At 54.3% G+C, this 20,901-nt stretch carries 16 protein-coding genes; 12 read left to right on the top strand and 4 right to left on the bottom strand.

The annotated features are described in order from the left end of the window. Positions 1-8: 8 nt before the first annotated feature. Positions 9-791, top strand: coding sequence for an ABC transporter substrate-binding protein (locus tag Q8O77_RS17720; RefSeq protein WP_305556427.1), 783 nt, complete (start codon positions 9-11; stop codon positions 789-791). Between the two features lie 5 nt (positions 792-796). On the opposite strand, the gene Q8O77_RS17715 is transcribed toward Q8O77_RS17720, so the two are convergent. From Q8O77_RS17715 to Q8O77_RS17700, 4 genes are read right to left on the bottom strand one after another with little or no spacing between them, the layout of a single operon-like run. Then, entirely contained in the window at positions 797-1,969 is a 1,173-nt protein-coding gene (locus tag Q8O77_RS17715) for a DUF1343 domain-containing protein (RefSeq protein ID WP_305556425.1), read from the bottom strand. Position 1,970: 1 nt separating this feature from the next. After that, a complete protein-coding gene (gene murQ, locus Q8O77_RS17710; RefSeq protein WP_305556423.1) occupies positions 1,971-2,897 on the bottom strand; it encodes an N-acetylmuramic acid 6-phosphate etherase in 927 nt (308 codons plus the stop codon). Then, the gene (locus Q8O77_RS17705; protein ID WP_305556421.1) at positions 2,887-3,768 is read right to left on the bottom strand and encodes a BadF/BadG/BcrA/BcrD ATPase family protein; all 882 of its coding nucleotides are present in this window, start codon (positions 3,766-3,768) and stop codon (positions 2,887-2,889) included. Before Q8O77_RS17705 ends, murQ begins: the two co-directional genes overlap by 11 nt. Before the next feature lie 2 nt (positions 3,769-3,770). Beyond that, on the bottom strand, positions 3,771-5,336 hold the full coding sequence (locus Q8O77_RS17700; protein ID WP_305556418.1) for a sodium:solute symporter: 1,566 nt from the start codon (positions 5,334-5,336) through the stop codon (positions 3,771-3,773). Positions 5,337-5,508: 172 nt separating this feature from the next. On the opposite strand from Q8O77_RS17700, the gene nagZ reads away from it, so the two are divergent. The 11 genes from nagZ to Q8O77_RS17645 all read left to right on the top strand — a co-directional run bounded on the left by nagZ (position 5,509) and on the right by Q8O77_RS17645 (position 20,887). After that, the gene (gene nagZ / locus Q8O77_RS17695; protein WP_305556416.1) at positions 5,509-7,389 is read left to right on the top strand and encodes a beta-N-acetylhexosaminidase; all 1,881 of its coding nucleotides are present in this window, start codon (positions 5,509-5,511) and stop codon (positions 7,387-7,389) included. Next, positions 7,389-8,582, top strand: a complete 1,194-nt coding sequence (locus Q8O77_RS17690) for an acyltransferase family protein (protein ID WP_305556413.1) — start codon at positions 7,389-7,391, stop codon at positions 8,580-8,582. The genes nagZ and Q8O77_RS17690 overlap by 1 nt, the downstream gene beginning before the upstream one ends. 146 nt (positions 8,583-8,728) lie before the next feature. Next, positions 8,729-9,931: an MFS transporter gene (locus tag Q8O77_RS17685; RefSeq protein WP_305556410.1), complete on the top strand. Its 1,203-nt coding sequence runs from the start codon at positions 8,729-8,731 to the stop codon at positions 9,929-9,931. An 84-nt stretch (positions 9,932-10,015) separates the two neighbouring features. Then, positions 10,016-11,206: a Gfo/Idh/MocA family protein gene (locus Q8O77_RS17680; protein WP_305556407.1), complete on the top strand. Its 1,191-nt coding sequence runs from the start codon at positions 10,016-10,018 to the stop codon at positions 11,204-11,206. Further along, positions 11,187-12,248 (top strand): sugar phosphate isomerase/epimerase, encoded by a 1,062-nt coding sequence (locus Q8O77_RS17675; RefSeq protein ID WP_305556405.1) that lies wholly within the window; start codon positions 11,187-11,189, stop codon positions 12,246-12,248. Before Q8O77_RS17680 ends, Q8O77_RS17675 begins: the two co-directional genes overlap by 20 nt. Before the next feature lie 63 nt (positions 12,249-12,311). After that, positions 12,312-13,325: a LacI family DNA-binding transcriptional regulator gene (locus Q8O77_RS17670; protein ID WP_305556403.1), complete on the top strand. Its 1,014-nt coding sequence runs from the start codon at positions 12,312-12,314 to the stop codon at positions 13,323-13,325. Positions 13,326-13,490: 165 nt separating this feature from the next. Next, positions 13,491-14,246 (top strand): DUF1080 domain-containing protein, encoded by a 756-nt coding sequence (locus Q8O77_RS17665; RefSeq protein WP_305556400.1) that lies wholly within the window; start codon positions 13,491-13,493, stop codon positions 14,244-14,246. 13 nt (positions 14,247-14,259) lie between these two features. After that, positions 14,260-15,153 (top strand): sugar phosphate isomerase/epimerase, encoded by an 894-nt coding sequence (locus Q8O77_RS17660; RefSeq protein WP_305556398.1) that lies wholly within the window; start codon positions 14,260-14,262, stop codon positions 15,151-15,153. Positions 15,154-15,310: 157 nt separating this feature from the next. Further along, positions 15,311-17,107: a GMC oxidoreductase gene (locus tag Q8O77_RS17655; RefSeq protein ID WP_305556396.1), complete on the top strand. Its 1,797-nt coding sequence runs from the start codon at positions 15,311-15,313 to the stop codon at positions 17,105-17,107. Between the two features lies 1 nt (position 17,108). After that, the gene (locus Q8O77_RS17650; protein WP_305556394.1) at positions 17,109-17,768 is read left to right on the top strand and encodes a gluconate 2-dehydrogenase subunit 3 family protein; all 660 of its coding nucleotides are present in this window, start codon (positions 17,109-17,111) and stop codon (positions 17,766-17,768) included. 137 nt (positions 17,769-17,905) lie between these two features. After that, positions 17,906-20,887 carry a TonB-dependent receptor gene (locus tag Q8O77_RS17645; RefSeq protein WP_305556392.1) on the top strand — a complete coding sequence of 994 codons (2,982 nt, stop codon included), beginning with the start codon at positions 17,906-17,908 and terminating at the stop codon, positions 20,885-20,887. Positions 20,888-20,901: the final 14 nt, after the last annotated feature.

Below are 20,901 nucleotides of genomic sequence, written 5' to 3'. Positions count from 1 at the left end.
GTTGACACATGGCAAAGCATTGGCTGCAGGCAATTATGTTGTTGCTGTATGGCATTATGCCGGCATTAGCCAGCGCCGCTGATACTGAACCGCAAAACGCAACTCCTGCTCCTGACCCGAAAACGCTGCGTTTTGTGGTGTATTACCCGGACTTCCCGCCTTATATTTTTACCGACAGCGCCGGCCATATCAGCGGTATTGTGCCGGACTTACTGGCCCCCTTTTTTACTCAACAACAGATAAGCGTTGATTACCTGCTGGACAATCGCGCCGGAGCTGAGCAGCGGCTGTATCGCGGAGAAGTTGATGCAATGATGCTAAGTCCGGATTGGGCAACACGGCCGGAACAAGTGATTTTCTCCGACAGTATTATTGCCTATGACGATTATTTCTTTGCCCGTTCAGTGCTTGAAGTAGCTGAGACGCCGGAGCAGTTAACGGGAAAAAAAGTGTGCACACGGGAGTTTTATGTTTATCCGGCGCTGGAGCCGTTGTTTAGCAGTGGTCAGCTGTTAAGAGTAGATGCGTCCAGCCAGGAAGCGCAGCTGCGCATGGTATTAAGTAAACGATGTGACCTGGCTTATTTAAACGACCTTGTTGCCAACTGGCTGTTAATAAACGGATTTTCAGGCGATAAGCTCTATCCGTCGCCGTTGTTAATCGGCAAGTCAGGGCTGACAATAGCGCTTAATCCAAAGTGGCAAACCCTGTTATCAGCACTGAATTACTATTTACAGCAGCAACAGGATAACGGAGAGGTGCAGCGTGTAATAGCGCGCTACCTCCCCTAATGCGGCTAAGGATAAAGCAAGTAAGGCTGGCGCTGTTGCCGGAATTGTTTTAAGTCTGCCTGCCAACCTGCACGGATCTCACTTTCGCTTAACCCTTGCTCTATTTGCAGGCGTAACCGGTCGGTGCCGGCCAGTTTGTCCATAAAGCCGGCCGCGCTGAAAAACGGTTCTTGTTGCGCCTTAAACAGCGCATGCCAACGCAACAGATAATCTAAACTCAGGCCTTGTACTTTGGCCTGGCGTAAATCTTCACCCAGCAGCACTTTATCCATTAACGGCGGCGTTAACGCGGCGCCCGGCGTCGATACCGGCACAAACTGAAAATTACCGGTGCTGAATTTGTCATAGCCAATTACCTGAAACGGAAAAGTTGTGCCGCGACCGACACTCAGCGGTGTGGCTTCAAAAAAGCCGAGCGACGGATACAGTGCTATTGCCTGGTCATTGGGTAAATTTGGGCTGGGTTTTACCGGCAGTGAGTAGGGCCGGTTACGCTGATAGCCGCTTAGCGGTATTACGCTCAGCTGCAGTTGCTCAGCATTGTTTATCCAGCCTTCGCCTTTAATCATCTGCGCCAGCTCGGCTACCGTCATGCCGTGCAACAGCGGAATGGGGTGCATACCTACAAAGGATTGAAATTGCAGGTCCAGCACCGGGCCGTCGACATAGGCGCCGTTCGGGTTAGGCCGGTCCAGTACCAGCATGCTGACGCCATGGTCGGCAGCGGCCTGCATCATATAGTGCATGGAGCTGATATAAGTGTAGTAGCGCACACCTACATCCTGAATATCAAAAATCACCACATCCAGCTGCTGCATTTGCTCTGCCGATGGCTGTTTATTAGCACCGTATAACGACCACAGTGGCAGCCCGGTTTTGCTGTCTACGCCGGATTTTACGCTGGCGCCGGCGTCATGATCGCCACGAAAGCCATGCTCGGGGGCAAAAATACTGACTACGTTAACGCCGTTGGCCAGCAGCAGATCCACCAGGTGTTGCTCGCCCACCATGGAGGTTTGATTAACCAGCAAGCCCACCCGCTTACCGGCTAGCAGCGGCAGGTACTGTGCGGTTTGCTCCGCCCCGGTTTGCAACGGTGGTGTGATGGACGCTTGTTGACAGGCGGCCAGCAACATCAGGCCGCACAACACAATGCCGCTCAGTTGTATATAGCGCATATTATTGCGCCTCTAATACTTTGCGGATAAAGCCTTGCTGCTGCGCCAACTGCTGCTGACAGTGCGCTATGCTTTGGCCGCTGAGCAGGTGCAAAATAGCCAGTTTGGCGTTCATGCCGGCCGCTTGTAACGCCTGTTGCGCACTGTCGGCATCGCAGTCGGTAGCTTGCATCACAATGCGCACCGCGCGGGCAACCAGCTTCTGATTACTGGCATGTAAGTCTACCATCAGGTTTTGGTACACCTTGCCGCTGCGGATCATTGCGGTGGTGGTTAGCATATTTAACACCAGCTTTTGCGCGCTGCCGGCTTTCATCCGCGTGGAGCCGGTCAGTACTTCCGGGCCTACTTCGGCACAAATACCGATATCGGCGGCGCTGAGGATTGGCGCATTGGCATTACAGCTGATGGCAGCAGTAACACAACCGATACTGCGGGCATAGGCCAGGCCACCCAACACATAAGGCGTGCGGCCGCTGGCAGCAATACCCACCAGAATATCTTTGGCGCTTAAGCCAATACGTTGTAAATCGGTGACGGCAAGCTGCGGGTCGTCTTCTGCGCCTTCTACCGCTTTATACACCGCACCCTCGCCACCGGCGATCAGCGCCACTACCTGAGATGACGGCACGCTGAAGGTGGGCGGGCATTCTACCGCATCCAGAATACCCAGGCGGCCACTGGTGCCGGCGCCCAAATACACCAAACGGCCACCGGCCGCAAAGGCGGTAACGATATGCTCGGCTACGGCAGCGACCTGCTCCAGGCAGTTTGCCACACTGTGCGCTACGGTTTGGTCGGCCGCGTTAATGCGTTTTACTATCTCAATACCGGATAATAAATCGATGTCCATACTGTCCGGGCTGCGGGCTTCAGAACTCATGTTATCCAGCTGCTGCAGCAGGTTATCGCGTTGTTTATCCGTCATGACGTGTTTCCGCAGTTGTGTGGTGTTGTGTGGCCAGAATAAAGGCGCCGTCCAGTGCACTACCGCGTGCTGTTTGCAGTTGTGCGCGCAGTGAGTCCGGTAACAGTGGTAGGGTGTCGGCCGCCAGGCCGCCGAGTAAAACTACCGGTAAGCTATAGTGTGCCAGGCCTTGTGTAATCAGTTGGCTTACTGCTGCGGTTTGTTGCTGCAGCAGGCTGGCTGCCACAGCGCATTGCCGCTGGTATTGAAATACCAGCGGTGCCAGCGCAGCAAAATCATTTGGTTCAGCAGTTTTTAGCCACGGCAATAATTGTGCGGCGCTGTGGCCGATTTTGCCGGCAATAGCCTGCAGCAACGGGCTTTGTACACCGTCCAGGCTGTCTACCTGCCAGAGCAATTGCCGCACCGCCAGCTTACCCAGCCAGGCGCCACCGGCTTCATCACCGATATTAAAGCCCCAGCCGCCTATTTGTTGTTCAGTGCCATCCGGTAGCAGGCGCATGGCAACCGAACCGGTGCCCAGCGCCACCACCAACACCGGCTGGCCGAGGTTAGCGCCGTACAGTGAAGTGCGGGCGTCAGTGGTCACTAATAAGCTCTGATATAACGGTGCCAGCTGTGCATAAGCCAGCTGTTGCTGCTGTGGGTTACCGGCACCGGCCAGCCCCATCACTACCTGTAGTTTGCTGCTGTCAACGCCGGCATCGCGGCACAGCGCGGCGCTTAGCTGGTTAATATTGTGCAGCGCCAAAGCAAAATCATTGGTCAGCGATGCCGGCCCGGCCTGTTGTTGCCATTGCCGGCCGCTGACGGTATCGGTTAGCCGCGCCAGGGTTTTACTGCCGCCGCCATCGACGGTGAGGATCCACATAGTTACTGCTCCCTTACGGCAAGACCGGGTTGTGCCGGCCGGCCGCTAAGACATACCAGGGTGGCGACCAGACAGCCAAGGCAAAGTTGCCAGGTAAAGCCTAAATCTATCGCCGCCAGTGTCGGGCTGAATTGCTGCAGAATATAGGGTTGCAGGCACAGTGTCACGGCAAAGCCGCTTAACAAGGCGGCGGTGACCGAATAACGGTTACCGCGTTTACTAAATAATGCCGTAAAGAATACGCCGAGCAAACCGCTGTAGGAAAACACCATTACACTCAGGGCAAAGGCCAGCAGCGGCATGGCAGAATATTGCTGCCAGTAAAAACACAAAATCGCCATCAGGGATAACACCACAGCGGTTAGCACCATGCCGGCCTGGCCGGCGCGGACAAAGTGCAGCTCAGTGGTGGCCGGGGCGCGGCGCATTTTCCACGGTTTGTACATATCGGCCACCAGCACCGAGGCCATAGAATTTAACCCGGAGGTGATAGTTGATAAGGCTGCGGCTATGACGCCGACGACGACTAAGCCGCGCAGGCCTGACGGCATTTCCTGCAGCACGTAGTACATAAATACTGTGACTTTCTCGCCACCGACACTGTCGGCAAAGCCCTGCACCGGCTGATACAACTCGGGGCGCTGATAAAAAATATGCAGTAAAAAACCAATCAGAATAAACACCAGCATTACCGGGATCACCAACAGCGCCGAGCTGAGCAGGGCACGGGCGCCGGCTTTACTGTCTTTACAGGTCAGTACCCGTTGCGTCATATCCTGGTCCAGGCCAAAGGCGGCAATATTTAACAGCACAAAGCCGGTTAGCGCCGACCACATATTAAATACGCCGTTGGAGCTGATATCCAAGCGCCAGTCGAACAACAACAGCTTGGACTCGCCCTGTGGAGGGTTGCTCAGTGCTTGTTGTATAGTGTGCAAATCCAGCCCCAGGCTGTGGTACAAATAGCCCAGCACCAGTAGGGCGGCCAAGACATACACCGCGCATTGCAGGGCGTCGGTATAAATCACCGAGCGGATACCGCCCATTACCGTGCAAGCCAGCCCGACCAACGCCAGCAGGATCACGGCAGCAATAACACTGCCGGCGGCAATATTGTTAAACAGCAGCATAGACACGGCCAGCGCGGCCATATATAACCTGGCGCCGCTGGCAAACACCCGGCCGAATAAGTACATTTTACCGGCATGATCTTTCGCGCTGGCGCCAAAGCGTTGTTCCAGCAATTCATATACTGTGGTGACTTTTAATTGGTAATAACGCGGCAGCAGAAATTTAATCACGATAAAGGTGGCGATCAAGGCACCGATATTGGTGGCCAGGTAGCTGAGGTTGCCGCGAAAGCCCATGTCCGGCCCGCCGAGAAAGGTGGCAGCAGATTGCGATGTCGCCAATACCGATACCGCAACAACCCATACCGGCATGCTGTTGGCGGCGAGGAAATAGTCATTACTGCTGCCGGCTTTGCGTTGGTTAAAGTACCAGCCGGCCAGGGCCAACATGATAAAGTAACCGCAGAATACACTCCAATCGGCAAGGGTTAACTGCATTGTGGGCTTCCGGCAAAAAAATAATAACTTAACATAGCACAGACTTTATCCGCATGAGTAAATTATACATAAAAAAAAGTATTGAACGAATAATTTATTTTTGTTGTACTGGTGCCTGCTTAGCTCAAAATAACAGGATGCCGCTGTGGCCTTGCTAAAAATCAGGATCAGTATGTTATGTATTACCCGTGCTTGCTTATTGCTGTTGGCGGTATTCAATCTGACGTTACCGGCGGTGGCTATGGCGTTTAACCCGGCCGCTAAAGATGTCAGCGTGCGCCAGATGCTGGGGCAAAAGCTGATGCTGGATTTGCGCTATTACTGCGAACAAGCACCACTTAATGGCCAGTGCCGTACGCCAATGACAAAACTGCCGCCAGAGCTGGCTACGCTGGTACGCGATTACGATATCGGCGGTGTGATCCTGTTTGCCGAAAACCTGCACAGCATTGAACAAATAGTGCAGCTTAACCGCGACTTACAAGCCGCCGCCGGTAGCGCCAAGCTTAAGTTGCCGCTGTTTATCAGCATTGACCAGGAAGGCGGCCGGGTAGCACGCTTACCCCGCAGCCTGGCAACGTCTTTTGCCGGCAATATGGCAATAGGTGCCACCTACGCTGCACACGGCACTAAGTTTGCCGGCGAGGTGGGCAAGGTGCTGGCCGATGAGCTGTTGCCACTGGGTATTAATCTGAATTTTGCACCGACTATAGATGTCAACGTTAACCCGCAAAACCCGGTAATTAACGTACGCGCCTTTGGTGAAAACCCGCAACAGGTGGCAGAGCTGGGCGGCGCCATGACAGCGGCGATGCAACAACGCGGCATGATAGCGGCGCTGAAACACTTTCCCGGCCATGGTGATACCGAGGTAGACAGCCATTTGGGCCTGCCACGGGTAGAGCATAGCATTGAGCAGATCCGCCAGGTCGATTTAAAACCCTTTGCCGACATTATCCAACAGCATGCGCCGGGTATGATTATGACGGCGCATATTCAGTATCCGGCGCTGGACAACAGTACCTTTGTGTCGAAAGACGGCGAAACCATGCTGAAACCGGCAACCTTGTCGCGCAAAATTCTGCATGGTGTGCTGCGTGAACAGCTGGGCTATAACGGCGTAATAGTTACCGACGCACTGGATATGGCCGGCATTGCTAAGTTTTTTACCCATACCGAAGCGGTAGTGCAAACCTTTGCTGCCGGCGCCGATATCGCGCTGATGCCGGTGAAGCTGCAACACCCCGGCGAGCTAACGGCTCTGGCTGAATTACTTAACGCGCTGGAAGCCGCGGTAAATAAAGGTGAGATTAATAAGGCCGAGCTGGCGGCGTCTTATCAGCGCATAGTGGCATTAAAGCAGCAGTATCCGTTACTGCCGGCACAAACATCCCTGCAGGAACAAATGCAGCAGGCGCAGCAGACATTGGGCAGTGCCGCACACCGCCACAGCGAGCTGGCGCTGGCTAAAGCCGCACTGACCCAGGTAAAACCTGCTACTGCAGCCTGGCCGTTTAAGCCAGCTGAGGCCAAAAAACTGCTGCTGATTATGCCGGACCAAAGCAAAGCGCAGGCGCTGGCAGCGGCATTGCAGCACTACAGTAACAAGCGTTTTGTCATTGACAGCATTAGCCTGCAGCAAACCGATGTCAGCCGTGCTGCGGCACAAATTGCCGCTGCCGATCTGGTGATCAGCGGCTTTATTGCGCCGATGCAAAGCCTGGCCGATATTGGCGGTATGGACGATTTAACCGGCATAGCCAATATTGCTGCCGCCTACCAGCGACAAACTTTGCAGTATGAAGCCTTATTGCCGTTAATTAACACCCTGCACAAGCCGCATGTGTTTTTAAGCCTGCGCGCGCCTTATGATATCAGCCGTTACGGCCAATATGCCGATGTGGTGCTGGCCAGTTATGCCTATAACACGGCAGAAGACCCTACAGCAATGGGCGCGGGCAACGCGACCTATGAAGCCCTGGCACAGGCGTTGCTGGGTCAATACCCGCTAACCGGCACACTGCCGGTTACGGTGGCCGGTTATAACGACTGATGCTAAGCCTGTACCGGCGCTATGCCGACGCCATTCTGGCAGTACTGCCGGCCAACCGTTTGCTGGCGCTGGACGTGTTGCGGGGCTTAACCATTACCGCGATGATTTTGGTGAATAACCCGGGTAGCTGGAGTTATGTCTATGCGCCGCTGCGCCATGCGCAGTGGCATGGCTGGACGCTAACTGACCTTATCTTTCCGTTTTTTATTGTTATTGTTGGCATCTCGTTGCAGCTTAGCCTGCAGCGGCAAAGCACTGTGGCTAAGGCGCTTGTGATAAAACAGGCGGCGCTGCGCAGCATTAAACTGGTTGCTTTGGGGTTGTTTTTAGCGCTGTTTTACTACAATTTTCGCGACCCGGCTTACAGCTATATAGAGCAAAAACTGTTAACACTGCGCTGGCTGGGTGTACTGCAACGCATTGGTTTAGTGTACTTTTTTACCGTGCTTATAGTGCTGTACTGCGGCAGCCGCGGTCGTATCGGTTGGCTGTTGGGGCTCTGTGCGCTCTATCTGGCCGGCATCTGGTATCTGCCGTATGCCGATGCGCAGGGTAATCAGTTCAGCGGCTTGCTGTTATATGGCAACAGCTTTGCCGCCTGGCTCGACCATAGCGTGTTGGGGGCTAATCATGTGTATTACCGCAGCGCCACCCCCTTTGCCTTTGACCCGGAAGGGCTGTGGTCTACCTTACCGGCTATAGCCAGTTGCCTCAGTGGCGTATTAATTGCGCAGTGGTTGCAGGCTGAGCGCAGCCTGGCAGAAAAAATCCGTGGCTTGTTGCTGTGTGGCGTAGTCGCCGTGTGGCTGGCCGAGCTATGGCATTTTAGCCTGCCAATTAACAAAAGCCTGTGGACGCCATCTTTTGTGCTGCTAAGCAGCGGTTACTGCGCTATAGCACTGGCTGCCTGCTTGTGGCTGTGTGATGTAAAACGCTGGCGGCGCTGGAGTGCACCCTTTGTGGTGTTTGGTGCCAACGCCATTTTATTCTTTATGTTTGCCGGGCTGGCCGCCCGCGCCCTGATGATGCTGTCGGTGGGCGAAGCCTCACTCCAAAGCTGGCTGTTCAGCGCGCTGTATCAGCCGCTGTTTGGCGATTACAACGGCTCACTGGCGTTTGCGCTGAGCTTTTTGCTGTTGTCCTACCTGTTAATGCATTGGTGCTACAAGCGCGGTTATATCTTTAAAGTCTGAGTTTACGGCGCAGGTTTTTCTGTGCTGCGTCAGCTTGTAATTTTCAGTGTAACCGGTTACAGTTATTTCTGTTGTGGATAAAAAGTATGCTAACCAGCAGAGTTAGCTGCCACTAATGACAATAAAATCAACAGGAAAACACCGCTATGCTTATCAGTATCCGGCTTAAGCTGTCGCTAATGATGTTTCTGCAGTTTTTTATCTGGGGTGCGTGGTTTGTGACTATGGGCACCTATCTGTCGCAGCGCTTTTCCGCCTCCGGTGCCCAAATGGGCATGGCGTATGAAACGCAGTCTATCGGCGCCATTATTGCGCCCTTTATTATCGGCCTGATTGCCGACCGCTATTTTGCCGCGCAGAAAATTCTGGCGTTGTTGCATCTGGCCGGCGCCGCCTTGTTATTCAGTGCCGCCTACAGTGGCAGCTTTAGCGGTTTCTACCCCTATATCCTGTTGTATATGGTGATATATATGCCGACGCTGGCGCTGGTTAATGCTATTAGCTTTCGTCAGTTGGCAGAAAAAACCGCGCAGTTTGCCCATATCCGCGTGTTGGGCACCGTAGGCTGGATCACGGCTGGCTTGTTAATTGGCTGGTTTGGCTGGGAAGGCACGCAGCAGTTGCAGTTTACCTTTTTGCTTGCCGCCGCTGCGTCTTTAGCGCTGGGCGTGTTTAGCCTGACGCTGCCGGACACACCGCCGCAGGCCTCGCAGCAGCGGCCCGGCATGCGGCAAATATTAGGCCTGGATGCACTGGCGTTGCTGAAAGACCGCGCTTATCTGGTGTTTTTTCTGGCCTCGGTACTGATCTGTATTCCGCTGGCGTTTTATTATCAGAATGCCAACCTGTATTTAAATGATTTAGGCATCAGCGGCGCGGCAGCAAAAATGTCGCTGGGGCAGATGTCTGAAATTGCCTTTATGCTGTTGCTACCGTTGTTTTTGCGCCGTTACGGCATTAAAGCCACCTTGCTGGTAGGTATGCTGGCGTGGGTATTACGGTATCTGCTGTTTGCTTATGGCAACAGCGGCGAGCAGTTATGGATGCTGTTTTTCGGTATTTTGCTGCACGGTATTTGTTATGACTTTTTCTTTGTCAGCGGCCAGATTTACACCGAACAAAAAGCCGGCCGCGATATTAAAGCCGCAGCCCAGGGCCTGATCACCCTGGCGACTTATGGCGTAGGTATGTTACTGGGGTTCCGGCTGGCCGGCTATATCACCGATTTGCATCACAGCGACAGCGCTTATCAGTGGTGGCAAATCTGGTTAATTCCGGCTGGTATAGCGGCGCTGGTATTAGTGGTATTTGTCTTAAGCTTTCCCAGGCAGCGCCGGCTGCCGGTTTAACTGCAGCGCTGCTACAGTAAGACAGCGTTATATTTTTTCGGTGTTGTAACCGGTTACAGTTGCAAGTAAGGTTAAGGGGTGCTGATGGCACAGACAAAAGTCAGAATGGCAATGGTGGGCGGCGGTGAAGGGGCCTTTATCGGCGCCATACACCGCATAGCCGCCAGGTTGGATAATCAGATTGAGCTGGTCGCCGGCTGCTTCAGCAGTAAGGCTGAGCGCAGCAAAGCGATGGCAGCACAGTTGGGCATCAGTGCCGCGCGTTGCTACGATTCTTACCAGCAATTGTTTGCGGCAGAAGCACAGCTGCCGCCAGCGCAGCGCATAGAGTTTGTCGCTATCGTCACGCCAAATCATTTGCACTTTCCGGTGGCGAAGGCGGCCTTGCAGGCGGGGTTTCATGTGTTGTCAGACAAGCCGGCGACCTTATCGCTGGCCGAAGCTCAGCAATTACAGGCGTTGGTGCAACAAAGCGGCCTGCACTATGGTTTAACCCATACCTATGCCGCTTACCCGATGGTGCAACAGGCGAGATTATTGGTGCAGCAGGGCCGGTTAGGCGCAGTGCGCCGTGTTGCGGTCAGCTATCCGCAGGGCTGGCTGGCAGATAAAGCCGACAGCGCTGGCAGTGCTCAGGCACAGTGGCGGCTGGATCCGGCCCGTGCGGGTGTCAGCGGTTGTTTTGCTGATATCGGCAGCCATGCTTTTCAGCTGGCGGAGTTTATCAGTGCCTTACAGGTAACTGAGCTGTGTGCGGATTTGGCGACGGTGGTAGAAGGCCGGCTGCTGGATGATGATGGCAGCGCCTTGTTGCGTTTTAACAACGGTGCGCGCGGCACCCTGCTGGCCAGCCAGGTCTGTGCCGGCATGGGCAACGCTTTGCAAATCAGTGTTTATGGCGAGCTGGGCTCGCTCAGTTGGCAGCAGGAACAACCGAATCAGCTGTTACTGCAATTGCGCGGCCAACCGCAGCAAATCTGGCAGGCCGGCAGCGACAATGCTTATCTGGCTGAACAGGTACGGGCCTGGTGCCGCACCCCGGCGGGGCACCCCGAGGGTTATCTGGAAGCTTTTGCTAATATTTATCGTGACTTTGCGCTGGCGCTACGCCAACCCGCTGCCGGCAGCCTGGCCGCAGGCATTACAGAAGCGGTGCGCGGCATGGCGTTTTTGCAGGCAGCGGTACAGAGCAGCAAGCAAAATGCGGCCTGGGTGGCCATAGCAGAGCAACACACTTTTACAGGACAATATATCGATGCTGACAAGCAAAATTAACGGGCCGGCGATATTTCTGGCGCAGTACCTGCCACCCGCCGCTGAGACGTGTTCGCTGGAGGCTTTATTACGCTGGGCAGCAGATCTGGGCTATAAAGGCGTGCAACTGCCGACCTGGGATAAACGCATATTCGACCTGCAGCAGGCGGCACAAAGCCAGCAATACTGCGATCAGTTGCTGGCATTGTGTCAGCGTTATCAGTTACAGATCACCGAATTGTCTACCCATTTGCAGGGCCAGTTAATGGCGGTGCATCCGGCTTATAACGAGCTGTATCAGGGCTTTGCCCCGGCTGACGTGCAAACTGAGGCACAGAAACAGCAGTGGGCGACACAGCAGTTATTACTGGCGGCACGGGCGTCAAAACGCCTCGGCCTGACCAGCCATGTCACTTTCTCCGGCGCCTTGCTGTGGCATACGGTGTATCCGTGGCCACAGCGTCCGGCCGGCTTAGTTGAGCAGGGCTTTGCTGAACTGGCGCGGCGCTGGCTGCCGGTGCTGGATGCCTTTGATGCAGTCGGCATTGATGTCTGCTTTGAGCTGCATCCGGGCGAAGATTTACACGATGGTTTGTCGTTTGAGCGTTTTCTTAACGCCACCGACCAACACCCGCGCGCCTGCATTTTGTATGACCCGAGCCACTTTTTGCTACAACAGATGGATTACCTGCAGTTTATTGACTTTTATCATGCGCGCATCCGTGCATTTCACGTTAAAGACGCTGAGTTTAGGCCCTCGGGTAAGGCCGGTGTTTATGGCGGTTACAGCAGCTGGCTGGAGCGGCCGGGCCGGTTTCGGTCGCTTGGCGATGGCCAGATCGATTTTACGGCTATTTTCAGTAAACTCACGCAGTACGGCTACAGCGGCTGGGCTGTGTTGGAATGGGAGTGTTGTTTAAAACACCCGCAACAAGGGGCGGCAGAAGGTGCGCCTTTTATCAGCAAGCATTTAATCTGCGTAGCAGAACGGCCATTTGACGATTTTGCCGGCGGCGCCAGTGATGCCGGCCGTAACCGGCGTATTCTTGGTTTAAGCGACTGAGATCTGGCAATTTATGCCAGTGCAGCTTAAGGTACGGTTAACTCAGGATAAGACGACAGCAACATGACCACCATCAGGATTGTTTCCAAACTCGCCGGCGTGTCTACCGCGACGGTATCGCGCACGCTGAAAAACCCGCAACTGGTATCGCCGGACACGCGGCAGCGGGTAATGCAGGCGGTACAAAGCGCCGGTTACCGGCCAAACCAGCTGGCGCGCAATTTCAGCTCGGGTAAGGCCTATGCGGTGGTGGTGCTGGTGCCCAATGTGGCTAACCCGTTTTTCTCCCGCGTTATTCGCGGTATCGAGCAGGAAGCCCAGGCCTGTGGTTATGCTGTGCTACTGGGTGATACCCAGGGCAGTGTCAGCCGCGAGCAGGAATACGCCCGCATGGGGTTAACCAGCCAGGCCGATGGCTTAATCCAGCTCGACAGCCGTTACCCGTTTTCGCCGGAAGACCGTGAACTGGCCAGCACGGTGCCCTTTGTTAATGCCTGTGAGCGCATTACCGAGCCGGCCGGTTATCCGGTGGTGGAACTGGATAACAGGGGCGCTGCGCGGGCGTTGACGCAACATCTGCTCGATTTAAACCTGAAGCGGCTGGCGGTGATCACCGGTCCGGCCCACAGCCCGATAGTGCGCGACCGGCTGGCTGGCACGCAGGATGCATTGCTCGGCGCCGGGTTAACACTGGACCCCGCTGCGGTGGTTGCAGGTGATTTCAGCATGCAATCCGGTCATGATGCGGCGGCGCAGCTGCTACAGCAGCCGCAGCGACCCCAGGCAATTTTTTGTATGAACGACGAAATGGCCATCGGTGCAATGAGCTGTATCCGTAAGCACGGCCTGCGTATTCCACAGGATATTGCTATCGCCGGTTTTGATAATATTGAATACGCCGGCTTTACCGAGCCCGGCCTGACGACTATTGATCAACCGGCCGAGCAGCTGGGGCGCCAAGCTATGCGTGCGCTGTATCAGCTGATGCAAGGCACGCCTTTGGCGCAACAACATATGATGCTGCCATACCGGCTGGTGGTGCGCGACAGCACAGCGGCAATAACAGACAAAAAATAACCAATCCGGCTTGACAAAATTATGAGCGGGATTTAAGTTTAATGATGTAACCGGTTTCATTGGCAGTGATCACAGAATCGCGCCAATACGCTCAAGATAGCGCAATAAATATAACAAGCGGTACCGGCCGGCAACAGTGCTGGCATCAATAAGGGGAGAGTAAGTGTGAACAGAGTTAACTCAGGTACATTTTTTCGTACAGCAGCGCTCAGCTTGCTGTTGTCAGCCGCTGTTACCGGCTGCAAACCTGCCGCAACCAACAGCGAAGACGCAGCCAAGGTAGCTGCCGCCGCTGCAACCACAGCAGAAACGTCAGCAGCAGCTGACGACTGGCAATGGCTGTTTAATGGCGAGTCGATGGCGGCCTGGACCGGCAATGGCGGCAAAACACCGGGTGAGCAGTGGCAAATTATCGACAACGCCCTGGTACTGACTGCAGGTGGTGGCGGTGATATCGTCAGCAAACAAAGCTTCAGCGATTTTGAACTGGAACTGGAGTGGCAAATTGCCGCGTCCGGCAACAGTGGTATCTTTTACAAGGTTGCCGGTGCCGACGGCGCGGTCTGGTCCAGTGGCCTGGAATACCAGCTATTGGACGATGACAACTACCCGGGTCACGACAATCCTATTCATTTCAGCGCCTCATTATTTGATATTTACGCGCCGCAAGTTGATGCCCATCTGCCGGCCGGCAGCTGGAACACCACCCGCATTGTAGTGCGTCATCCGCAGGTAGAACACTGGCTGAATGGCAAACTGGTACTGCAGTTTGAGCTGGGATCAGCCGACTGGCAACAGCGCACCGCCAACAGCAAATTTGCCAAAATGGACGCCTTTGCCAAAACCGAGCGCGGCCATATTGCGCTGCAAGACCATGGTGATAAGGTAGCCTTTCGTCAGATCCGTATCCGTGCGTTATAACAGGAGCAGCGCAATGAGCCTTAACCGCCGTCGGTTTCTAACCGCTGCTGCCGTTGCCGGGTTGGCCATCCAGTTACCGCTCAGCTGGTCGTTGTTTGCGGCCGGCCCGGTACAACCGAAAATTTCGCTGGCGCAGTGGTCCTTGCATCGCCAGCTGCGCTCCGGGCAGTTAAAGGTGCTGGATTTTGCCGTAAAAACCCGGCGCGATTTTCAACTCGATGCGGTGGAATACGTGAATCAGTTCTTTGCCGACAAAGCTCAGGACCAGCCGTTTTTACGCCAGTTAAAACAGCGTGCCGATGACAGCGGTGTCCGCAGCTTATTGATCATGGTTGACGCTGAAGGCGATCTGGCTGCTGTGGATGCAAAGCAACGGCAGCAGGCGGTAGAAAATCACTATAAGTGGGTTGAAGCCGCGGCCTTTTTAGGCTGCCATGCTATCCGCGTCAGTATTGCTGATCACGCCAAAACCGATGCGGTAAAGATGCAGCAGGCGGCTGTACAGGGCCTGCAACAACTTGCTGCCTTCGCTGCGCCCTTTGGCATCAGCATTATCGTTGAAAACCATATGGGTCATTCGATGGATGCCAGCTGGCTGGCGACAGTATTGCAGCAGGCCGGTAATGTTGGCAGCCTGCCGGATTTTGGTAACTTTAGCGGCGATAAATATCAGGGCATACAATTGCTGCTGCCGTTTGCCAAAGGGGTCAGTGCCAAAAGTTATACTTTTGATGACAACGGCGCCGAGCGCAGTATCGATTATCAGCGCATGTGGCAACTGATCCAAAGCGCGGGCTATCAGGGCTATATCGGTATTGAATACGAAGGCGAAAATGCCGATGAAGATGCCGGCATCCGCGCCACCAGAGATTTACTGCTGGCTGTTGCCAACCACGCCGGACGTTAAGGCTAAGCCTGAGGTCCGGTATTTTTGCTGTTGCAGTGTAACCGGTTACAGTTTGGCTGGGTAGAGTGTGCTGTCAGAACACAATTAATGCCATAGCGGCAACAAATATTATAACAAGGCGCACTGGTACAAAGTGTGCAGACGAGGAGAGTGCAAGATGTCAGGACCATCCGGACAACAGGAATATGATGTAATAGTGGTCGGCTCCGGTGCCGGCGGTGGTATGTCGGCGCTGATACTGAGCATCGCCGGGTTAAAGGTGTTGATGCTCGAAGCGGGGCGGCATTATGACCCGGTAACCGAAACGCCGATGTTTAACCTGCCAAAAGATGCGCCGCTACGCGGTGCCAGCACGCCGGATAAGCCATTTGGCTTTTATGACGCTACTGTTGATGGTGGCTGGCAGGTGCCGGGTGAACCCTACACTCAGGCCAGCCGCGAGCCACAACAACGCTTTGACTGGTGGCGTGCGCGGATGTTGGGCGGGCGCACTAACCACTGGGGCCGCATTTCACTGCGTAACGGCGAGTACGACTTTAAACCCTACAGCCGCGATGGGCTGGGGCTTGACTGGCCGATAAACTATGCCGATTTAGCGCCCTACTATGACAAAACCGAGATGTTAATTGGCGTGTACGGTGAAACCGGCCACGGTTTGGAAAATACGCCGGACTCGCCGGAAGGCATTTTACAACCGGCACCTAAACCGCGTGCTTATGAGCTGTTGGCGAAAAAATCCTGTGATGAATTAAAAATTCCGGTGATCCCGGCGCACCTGGCCATTTTGAGCCAGCGCCAGGACCACACCCGGTTACCGGCGAAACTGTTTCCACACAGTGCGTTGGGGCAAAAAGTGGTGGCGGCCTCGATGCAGTCACGTGCCGCCTGTTTTTGGGCGACACCTTGTGGCCGTGGCTGTTCTATTAAAGCCAATTTCCAGTCAACTACAGTGCTGATCCCGCCGGCGCTGGCCACCGGCAATCTGACCATTATTACCGATGCCATGGTACGCGAAGTTACGCTAAACAGCGCTGGCAAAGCCGATGGTGTGATCTATATCGATAAAAACAGCCGCCAGGAAGTGAAAGTAAAAGGCCGTGCCGTAGTGGTAGCGGCCAGTGCCGCAGAAACGGCGCGGATTTTCCTTAATTCGCGCAGCCCGCTGTTCCCGGATGGTATTGCCAACAGCTCCGGCCTGGTGGGTAAATACCTGATGGATACCGTCGGTGCCGGTGTCAGTGGTCAAATTCCGGCGCTGGAAAACCTGCCGCCGATGAATGAAGACGGCTCGTCCGGTATGCACCTGTATCAGCCGTGGTGGCTGTACAAGCAGCAGAAGGCCGGCAAGATGAATTTTGCCCGCGGTTACCATATTGAAATGAGCGGTGGTCGTGGCATGCCGGGCGCCGGCGCTTTTGGCGGCCTGCAAAATTTCACTGAAGGCGCTTACGGTGCTGAGTTTAAACAGGCATGCCGGCGTTATTACGGCACCTTTGTCCACTTTGCCGGCCGTGGTGAGATGATCCCGAACGAAAACAGCTATGCTGAACTGGACCCGACGGTAGTGGACCAGTGGGGTATACCGGTGCTGAAGTTTCACTGGCAGTGGTCAGAGCATGAGATAAATCAGGCCGCGCATATGCATAAAACCTTCGCCGATATTATTACCGGTATGGGCGGCAAGGTAACCAGCAGTATTGAAACCGATGGCCGCAACGCTATCGCCAGTGGCGGCTCAATTATCCACGAAGTGGGCGGCACTATTATGGGCGCTGATCGGAAAAAATCCGTGCTGAATCAGCATTGTCAGGCGTGGGATGTACCTAACCTGTTTGTCACTGACGGCGCACCTTTTGCCTCCAACGCCGATAAGAACCCGACCCTGACTATTCTGGCGCTGGCCTGGCGCACCAGTGATTACATTGTTGAGCAGTTCAAGCAAAGGAATATTTAATATGGCACACGACAACCCAAACCATAACACCAACTTAAAACGCCGTGATGCGTTAAAGCTGCTGGCAACGGCGGCCGTGGCGATACCGGCAATCAGTATGGCCGGCAATGCGGCGGCGGTAATGGCAAAAACCAAGGGCGCTGAACTGATTTACCGGCCTACCGACCCGGATATGCTTAAGCCGATTGTGCCCTGGTCGATGACGCTGACTGAAGCTGAGCTGTCTGATCTGGAGCTGTTAGCAAACATTATTATTCCGGCCGATGCGCAGTCACCTTCGGCCGGTAGTTTAGGCGCACAGCACTTTATTAATGAATGGGTTAGTGCGCCTTATCCGCAGCAAAAGGCCGATCTTGTGCTGGTGCGCGGTGGTTTGGTTTGGCTAAACGGCGAAGCAAAAAAACGCTTTGGCAAAGCCTTTGCGCAGCTGAATACCGACCAGCAGCGGCAAATTTGTGACGATATCTGTTTTGAACCCAAGGCCGCTGCCAACTTAAAGCACGGTGCCCGCTTCTTTGCCAAAGTACGCGATTTAACCGCAACGGCGTTTTATACCACTGAACCGGGCATGGCCGACATTGGTTATATCGGCAATAAACCTACTGCCACTTTTGCCGGCCCTTCCGATGAGGTGCTGCGTAAGCTGAAACTAAAAAGTTAAACCAATGCCCCTGCTACGTGGGGGCCGCTCTACCTGACACCAGTGAAAAAAGACAGGGTTCTGACTGCGTTTAGGCGGTAAGAGAAACTCATTGCTCAGAACAATAGTTAAAACTAGAAAAATGAGAGCAACACACTATGTCCAGTAAAAACAGCTCCAGTAACAATAGCTACAGTAAAACGGGGAACACCAGGCAGTCTGTACGGCTGCGCAAACAGCGGCTGGCGCAGGCCGTCAGCCTGAGTCTGTTATTAACTGCCGGCGCTAACACGGCACTGGCACAGCAAGTAACGCCTGAGGTAGACAACACAGCAGAAGCCGAAATTGAAGTGGTACAGGTGCGCGGTATCCGCGCCAGTATGGCGGAGAATATGGCGATTAAACGGCTGTCCAGCGCGGTGGTGGATGCCATTACCGCCGAGGATATCGGTAAGTTTCCGGATAAAAACATTGCCGACTCCCTGCAACGCGTACCTGGCGTGGTGATCCAACGCGACGGCGGCGAAGGCTCTACCGTGAGTATCCGCGGTTTATCGTCCGATCTGACCTTTACCCAGCTAAACGGCAACTTTATTGCCTCATCCCCTGGCGAACCATCGCGTTCCTTTGACTACACCCTGCTGCCGTCGGCGATGATCCAAACTGTCGAAGTATTTAAATCGCCCGAGGCACGGCTGGACGCCGGCGGAGTTGGTGGCACAGTGCTGCTACACACACGCAAGCCGTTTGATATGGATGCCAATTCCGGCGTATTAAATGTCGAGTCGACCTATGCCGATGTCACCGACAAATACGAGCCACAGTTTACCGGGGTGTACTCGTGGAAAAACGAGGCTGAGAGTGTAGGCCTGCTGGTCGGCTATACCCGGCAAAACCGCACCAGCCGCGTATTGTCGGGTGGCACTAACTCGAATATCTGGCGCTGGAGCGGCGAGGACGATACCGCGGTGGATGTTAACGGTAACCCGGTAGACAACAACAATAACTGGGCGGCGCTGAGCGATGCGCAGGGTAATGTTTACAGTGGGGTCTGGTTTCCGCAGGTGGCGCGGGTGGGCGTAACCAAAGAACAGCGTGAGCGCGAGGGCGTGCAGTTTACCGGGCAATGGCGGCCCACCGACCGGTTGGAGCTGGGGTTTAACTACTTTGGTTTCACCTTAGGTCAGGACAGAACCATTTCATCGGTGTCGATGCCGGAGTGGTCATTAAACCCTAATTTTCTTACCGGTGTAACCCTGGATGAATCCGGCAGCATTATTACCGGCATGGATTATACCGTCGGCGCGGGTGGGGCAGAGAATGACCTGCAGTTTCCGTGGATGAGTGGCAGCTTTGTCAGAGAGGAATCTACCTCAGATACCTTCGATTTTAACTTCAGCTATGAAGGTGACAGCTACCGGCTGAAACTGGTGGCCGGTAATACAGAGGCTAAAGGCGGGCCAACCGAAAGTTGGGATGTGGCCTATAAAAGTTCAAACTGGGGTGAAAACCAACCCTTTATTGAAAACGCCGCACAGTACGCCGGCTGGTCGCTGGGCAATCGGATGTCGATGTATATTGACCCTAACACCCTGACTAACTTACTAAATGGTGTCGGTGGCGGCCGCGACCCCGGCTCATCTAACTCCAGCTTTGTGCGCAGTACGCTGGAAGAGCGTTATTATCAGTTAGATGTCGATTTTGATGTCGACTGGGGTATCTTTACGCTGATCCGTAGCGGCGTAAAACTGCGTGATGCCAAGTTGCACCGCGAAACAGGCAATAACTTTTTTCTGGCACCGGATTTTGATATTGAAGGCGCGCTGGCCAGTGGCCGCGGCATAGATCAGTTTGACAGCTACCAATGGAACGGCGGTATGCCGCTGGCACAGGATGTACTGAAAGCCAATGGCGAGGGCAATATTGCCGGCGGTTTTGATATTAACCTGATGCCGGTAATCGATTGGGACAAATACCGCAATATCATTTTAAGCAACTACAAACCCTATACGCGGATTGAAGATAACTTTGTTTATAATATCCGCGAACAAGGTGAAGCCTTTTATCTGCAGGGCGATTTCAGCTTTGGCAATTTCCGCGGTAACACCGGTGTGCGGGTAGTCAAAACCAAAACCACCGGCGAGTCGACCGATTTATACACCTACTTCCTTGATCATACCGACGATGTAACCGGTTTACCGGTTACCGGCGATGCCCGCTTTGTCGAAAACTGGCAGTTAATATCGCAAACCAGTGAAGAAACCTATGTGTTACCCAGCCTGAACCTGGTATGGGACGCCGGTGACAATTTGGTGGTGCGTGGCGCCCTGGCCAAAGTGATGTCGCCACCCGGCTACAGCGATTTGGGCAGCCAGGAACGCATTAGCTTTGTCTCAGACGAATGGGCTGACGACCGTGCCGCTTTTAACACCCAACCGGGTTTTAGCGGCAGTGGCGGCAATAAAAACCTGAAACCGTTTGAATCGGTGCAGGCTGATCTGTCGATAGAGTATTACTACGGCACCGGCTCGGCGCTGGGTATGGCGCTGTTTTATAAAGACGTGGATAACTTTGTCGTGCCGCTGGTGATTGACTCGGTACGCGATTTTGCCGGCGAGCCGGGTGTAGTGGAGCCCGGGCAGATCACCATCAGCCCGTACAGCACTGTGGGCAATGGCTCTAACGCCAAATCACAGGGCGTAGAGCTGTTTATCCAGCATGCCTTTGAAAACGGTTTTGGTCTTAATGCCAACTATACCTACAACAAAACCAACCAGGCCGATGTCGATGTCGACGGTGAAAAATTCGGCGAGTCGCCACTGGTGGGCAGTGCCAAGTATCAATACAACCTGTCTGCGTTTTACGAAACCGACACTTACAGTGTCCGCGCCTCGTACAACAAACGCGGTGAAACTGTGCTGGGCATTAACAGCGGCTTAAATGTGTATCAGGACCCGTACGATCAAGTCGATGTAAATGCCTCCTATGCGCTGACAGAGCGCTGGCTGCTAAGTGCCTCGGTGATCAACCTGACTAAGTCGGAGTCCGCTTCCAGATTAGGCAACGACACCGATGCCCGTTTACTCAGCAGCAGCTACGCCGGTCGGCGTTACTACGCTGGTATCACTTTTAATTTCTAAGCCAGGCAGACAAG

The sequence above is a fragment of the Rheinheimera sp. genome, from assembly GCF_030690345.1.
Taxonomy (GTDB): Bacteria; Pseudomonadota; Gammaproteobacteria; order Enterobacterales; family Alteromonadaceae; genus Alishewanella.
Note: the sequence above shows the minus strand (reverse complement) of the source record. Positions and strands in the feature narration are given on the sequence as shown.

Coding starts and splice junctions, on each gene's coding strand:
- Q8O77_RS17720 (WP_305556427.1), top strand. CDS start 9: ATGGCAAAGCATTGGCTGCAGGCAATTATGTTGTTGCTGTATGGCATT.
- Q8O77_RS17715 (WP_305556425.1), bottom strand. CDS start 1,969: ATGCGCTATATACAACTGAGCGGCATTGTGTTGTGCGGCCTGATGTTG.
- murQ (WP_305556423.1), bottom strand. CDS start 2,897: ATGACGGATAAACAACGCGATAACCTGCTGCAGCAGCTGGATAACATG.
- Q8O77_RS17705 (WP_305556421.1), bottom strand. CDS start 3,768: ATGTGGATCCTCACCGTCGATGGCGGCGGCAGTAAAACCCTGGCGCGG.
- Q8O77_RS17700 (WP_305556418.1), bottom strand. CDS start 5,336: ATGCAGTTAACCCTTGCCGATTGGAGTGTATTCTGCGGTTACTTTATC.
- nagZ (WP_305556416.1), top strand. CDS start 5,509: ATGTTATGTATTACCCGTGCTTGCTTATTGCTGTTGGCGGTATTCAAT.
- Q8O77_RS17690 (WP_305556413.1), top strand. CDS start 7,389: ATGCTAAGCCTGTACCGGCGCTATGCCGACGCCATTCTGGCAGTACTG.
- Q8O77_RS17685 (WP_305556410.1), top strand. CDS start 8,729: ATGCTTATCAGTATCCGGCTTAAGCTGTCGCTAATGATGTTTCTGCAG.
- Q8O77_RS17680 (WP_305556407.1), top strand. CDS start 10,016: ATGGCACAGACAAAAGTCAGAATGGCAATGGTGGGCGGCGGTGAAGGG.
- Q8O77_RS17675 (WP_305556405.1), top strand. CDS start 11,187: ATGCTGACAAGCAAAATTAACGGGCCGGCGATATTTCTGGCGCAGTAC.
- Q8O77_RS17670 (WP_305556403.1), top strand. CDS start 12,312: ATGACCACCATCAGGATTGTTTCCAAACTCGCCGGCGTGTCTACCGCG.
- Q8O77_RS17660 (WP_305556398.1), top strand. CDS start 14,260: ATGAGCCTTAACCGCCGTCGGTTTCTAACCGCTGCTGCCGTTGCCGGG.
- Q8O77_RS17655 (WP_305556396.1), top strand. CDS start 15,311: ATGTCAGGACCATCCGGACAACAGGAATATGATGTAATAGTGGTCGGC.
- Q8O77_RS17650 (WP_305556394.1), top strand. CDS start 17,109: ATGGCACACGACAACCCAAACCATAACACCAACTTAAAACGCCGTGAT.
- Q8O77_RS17645 (WP_305556392.1), top strand. CDS start 17,906: ATGTCCAGTAAAAACAGCTCCAGTAACAATAGCTACAGTAAAACGGGG.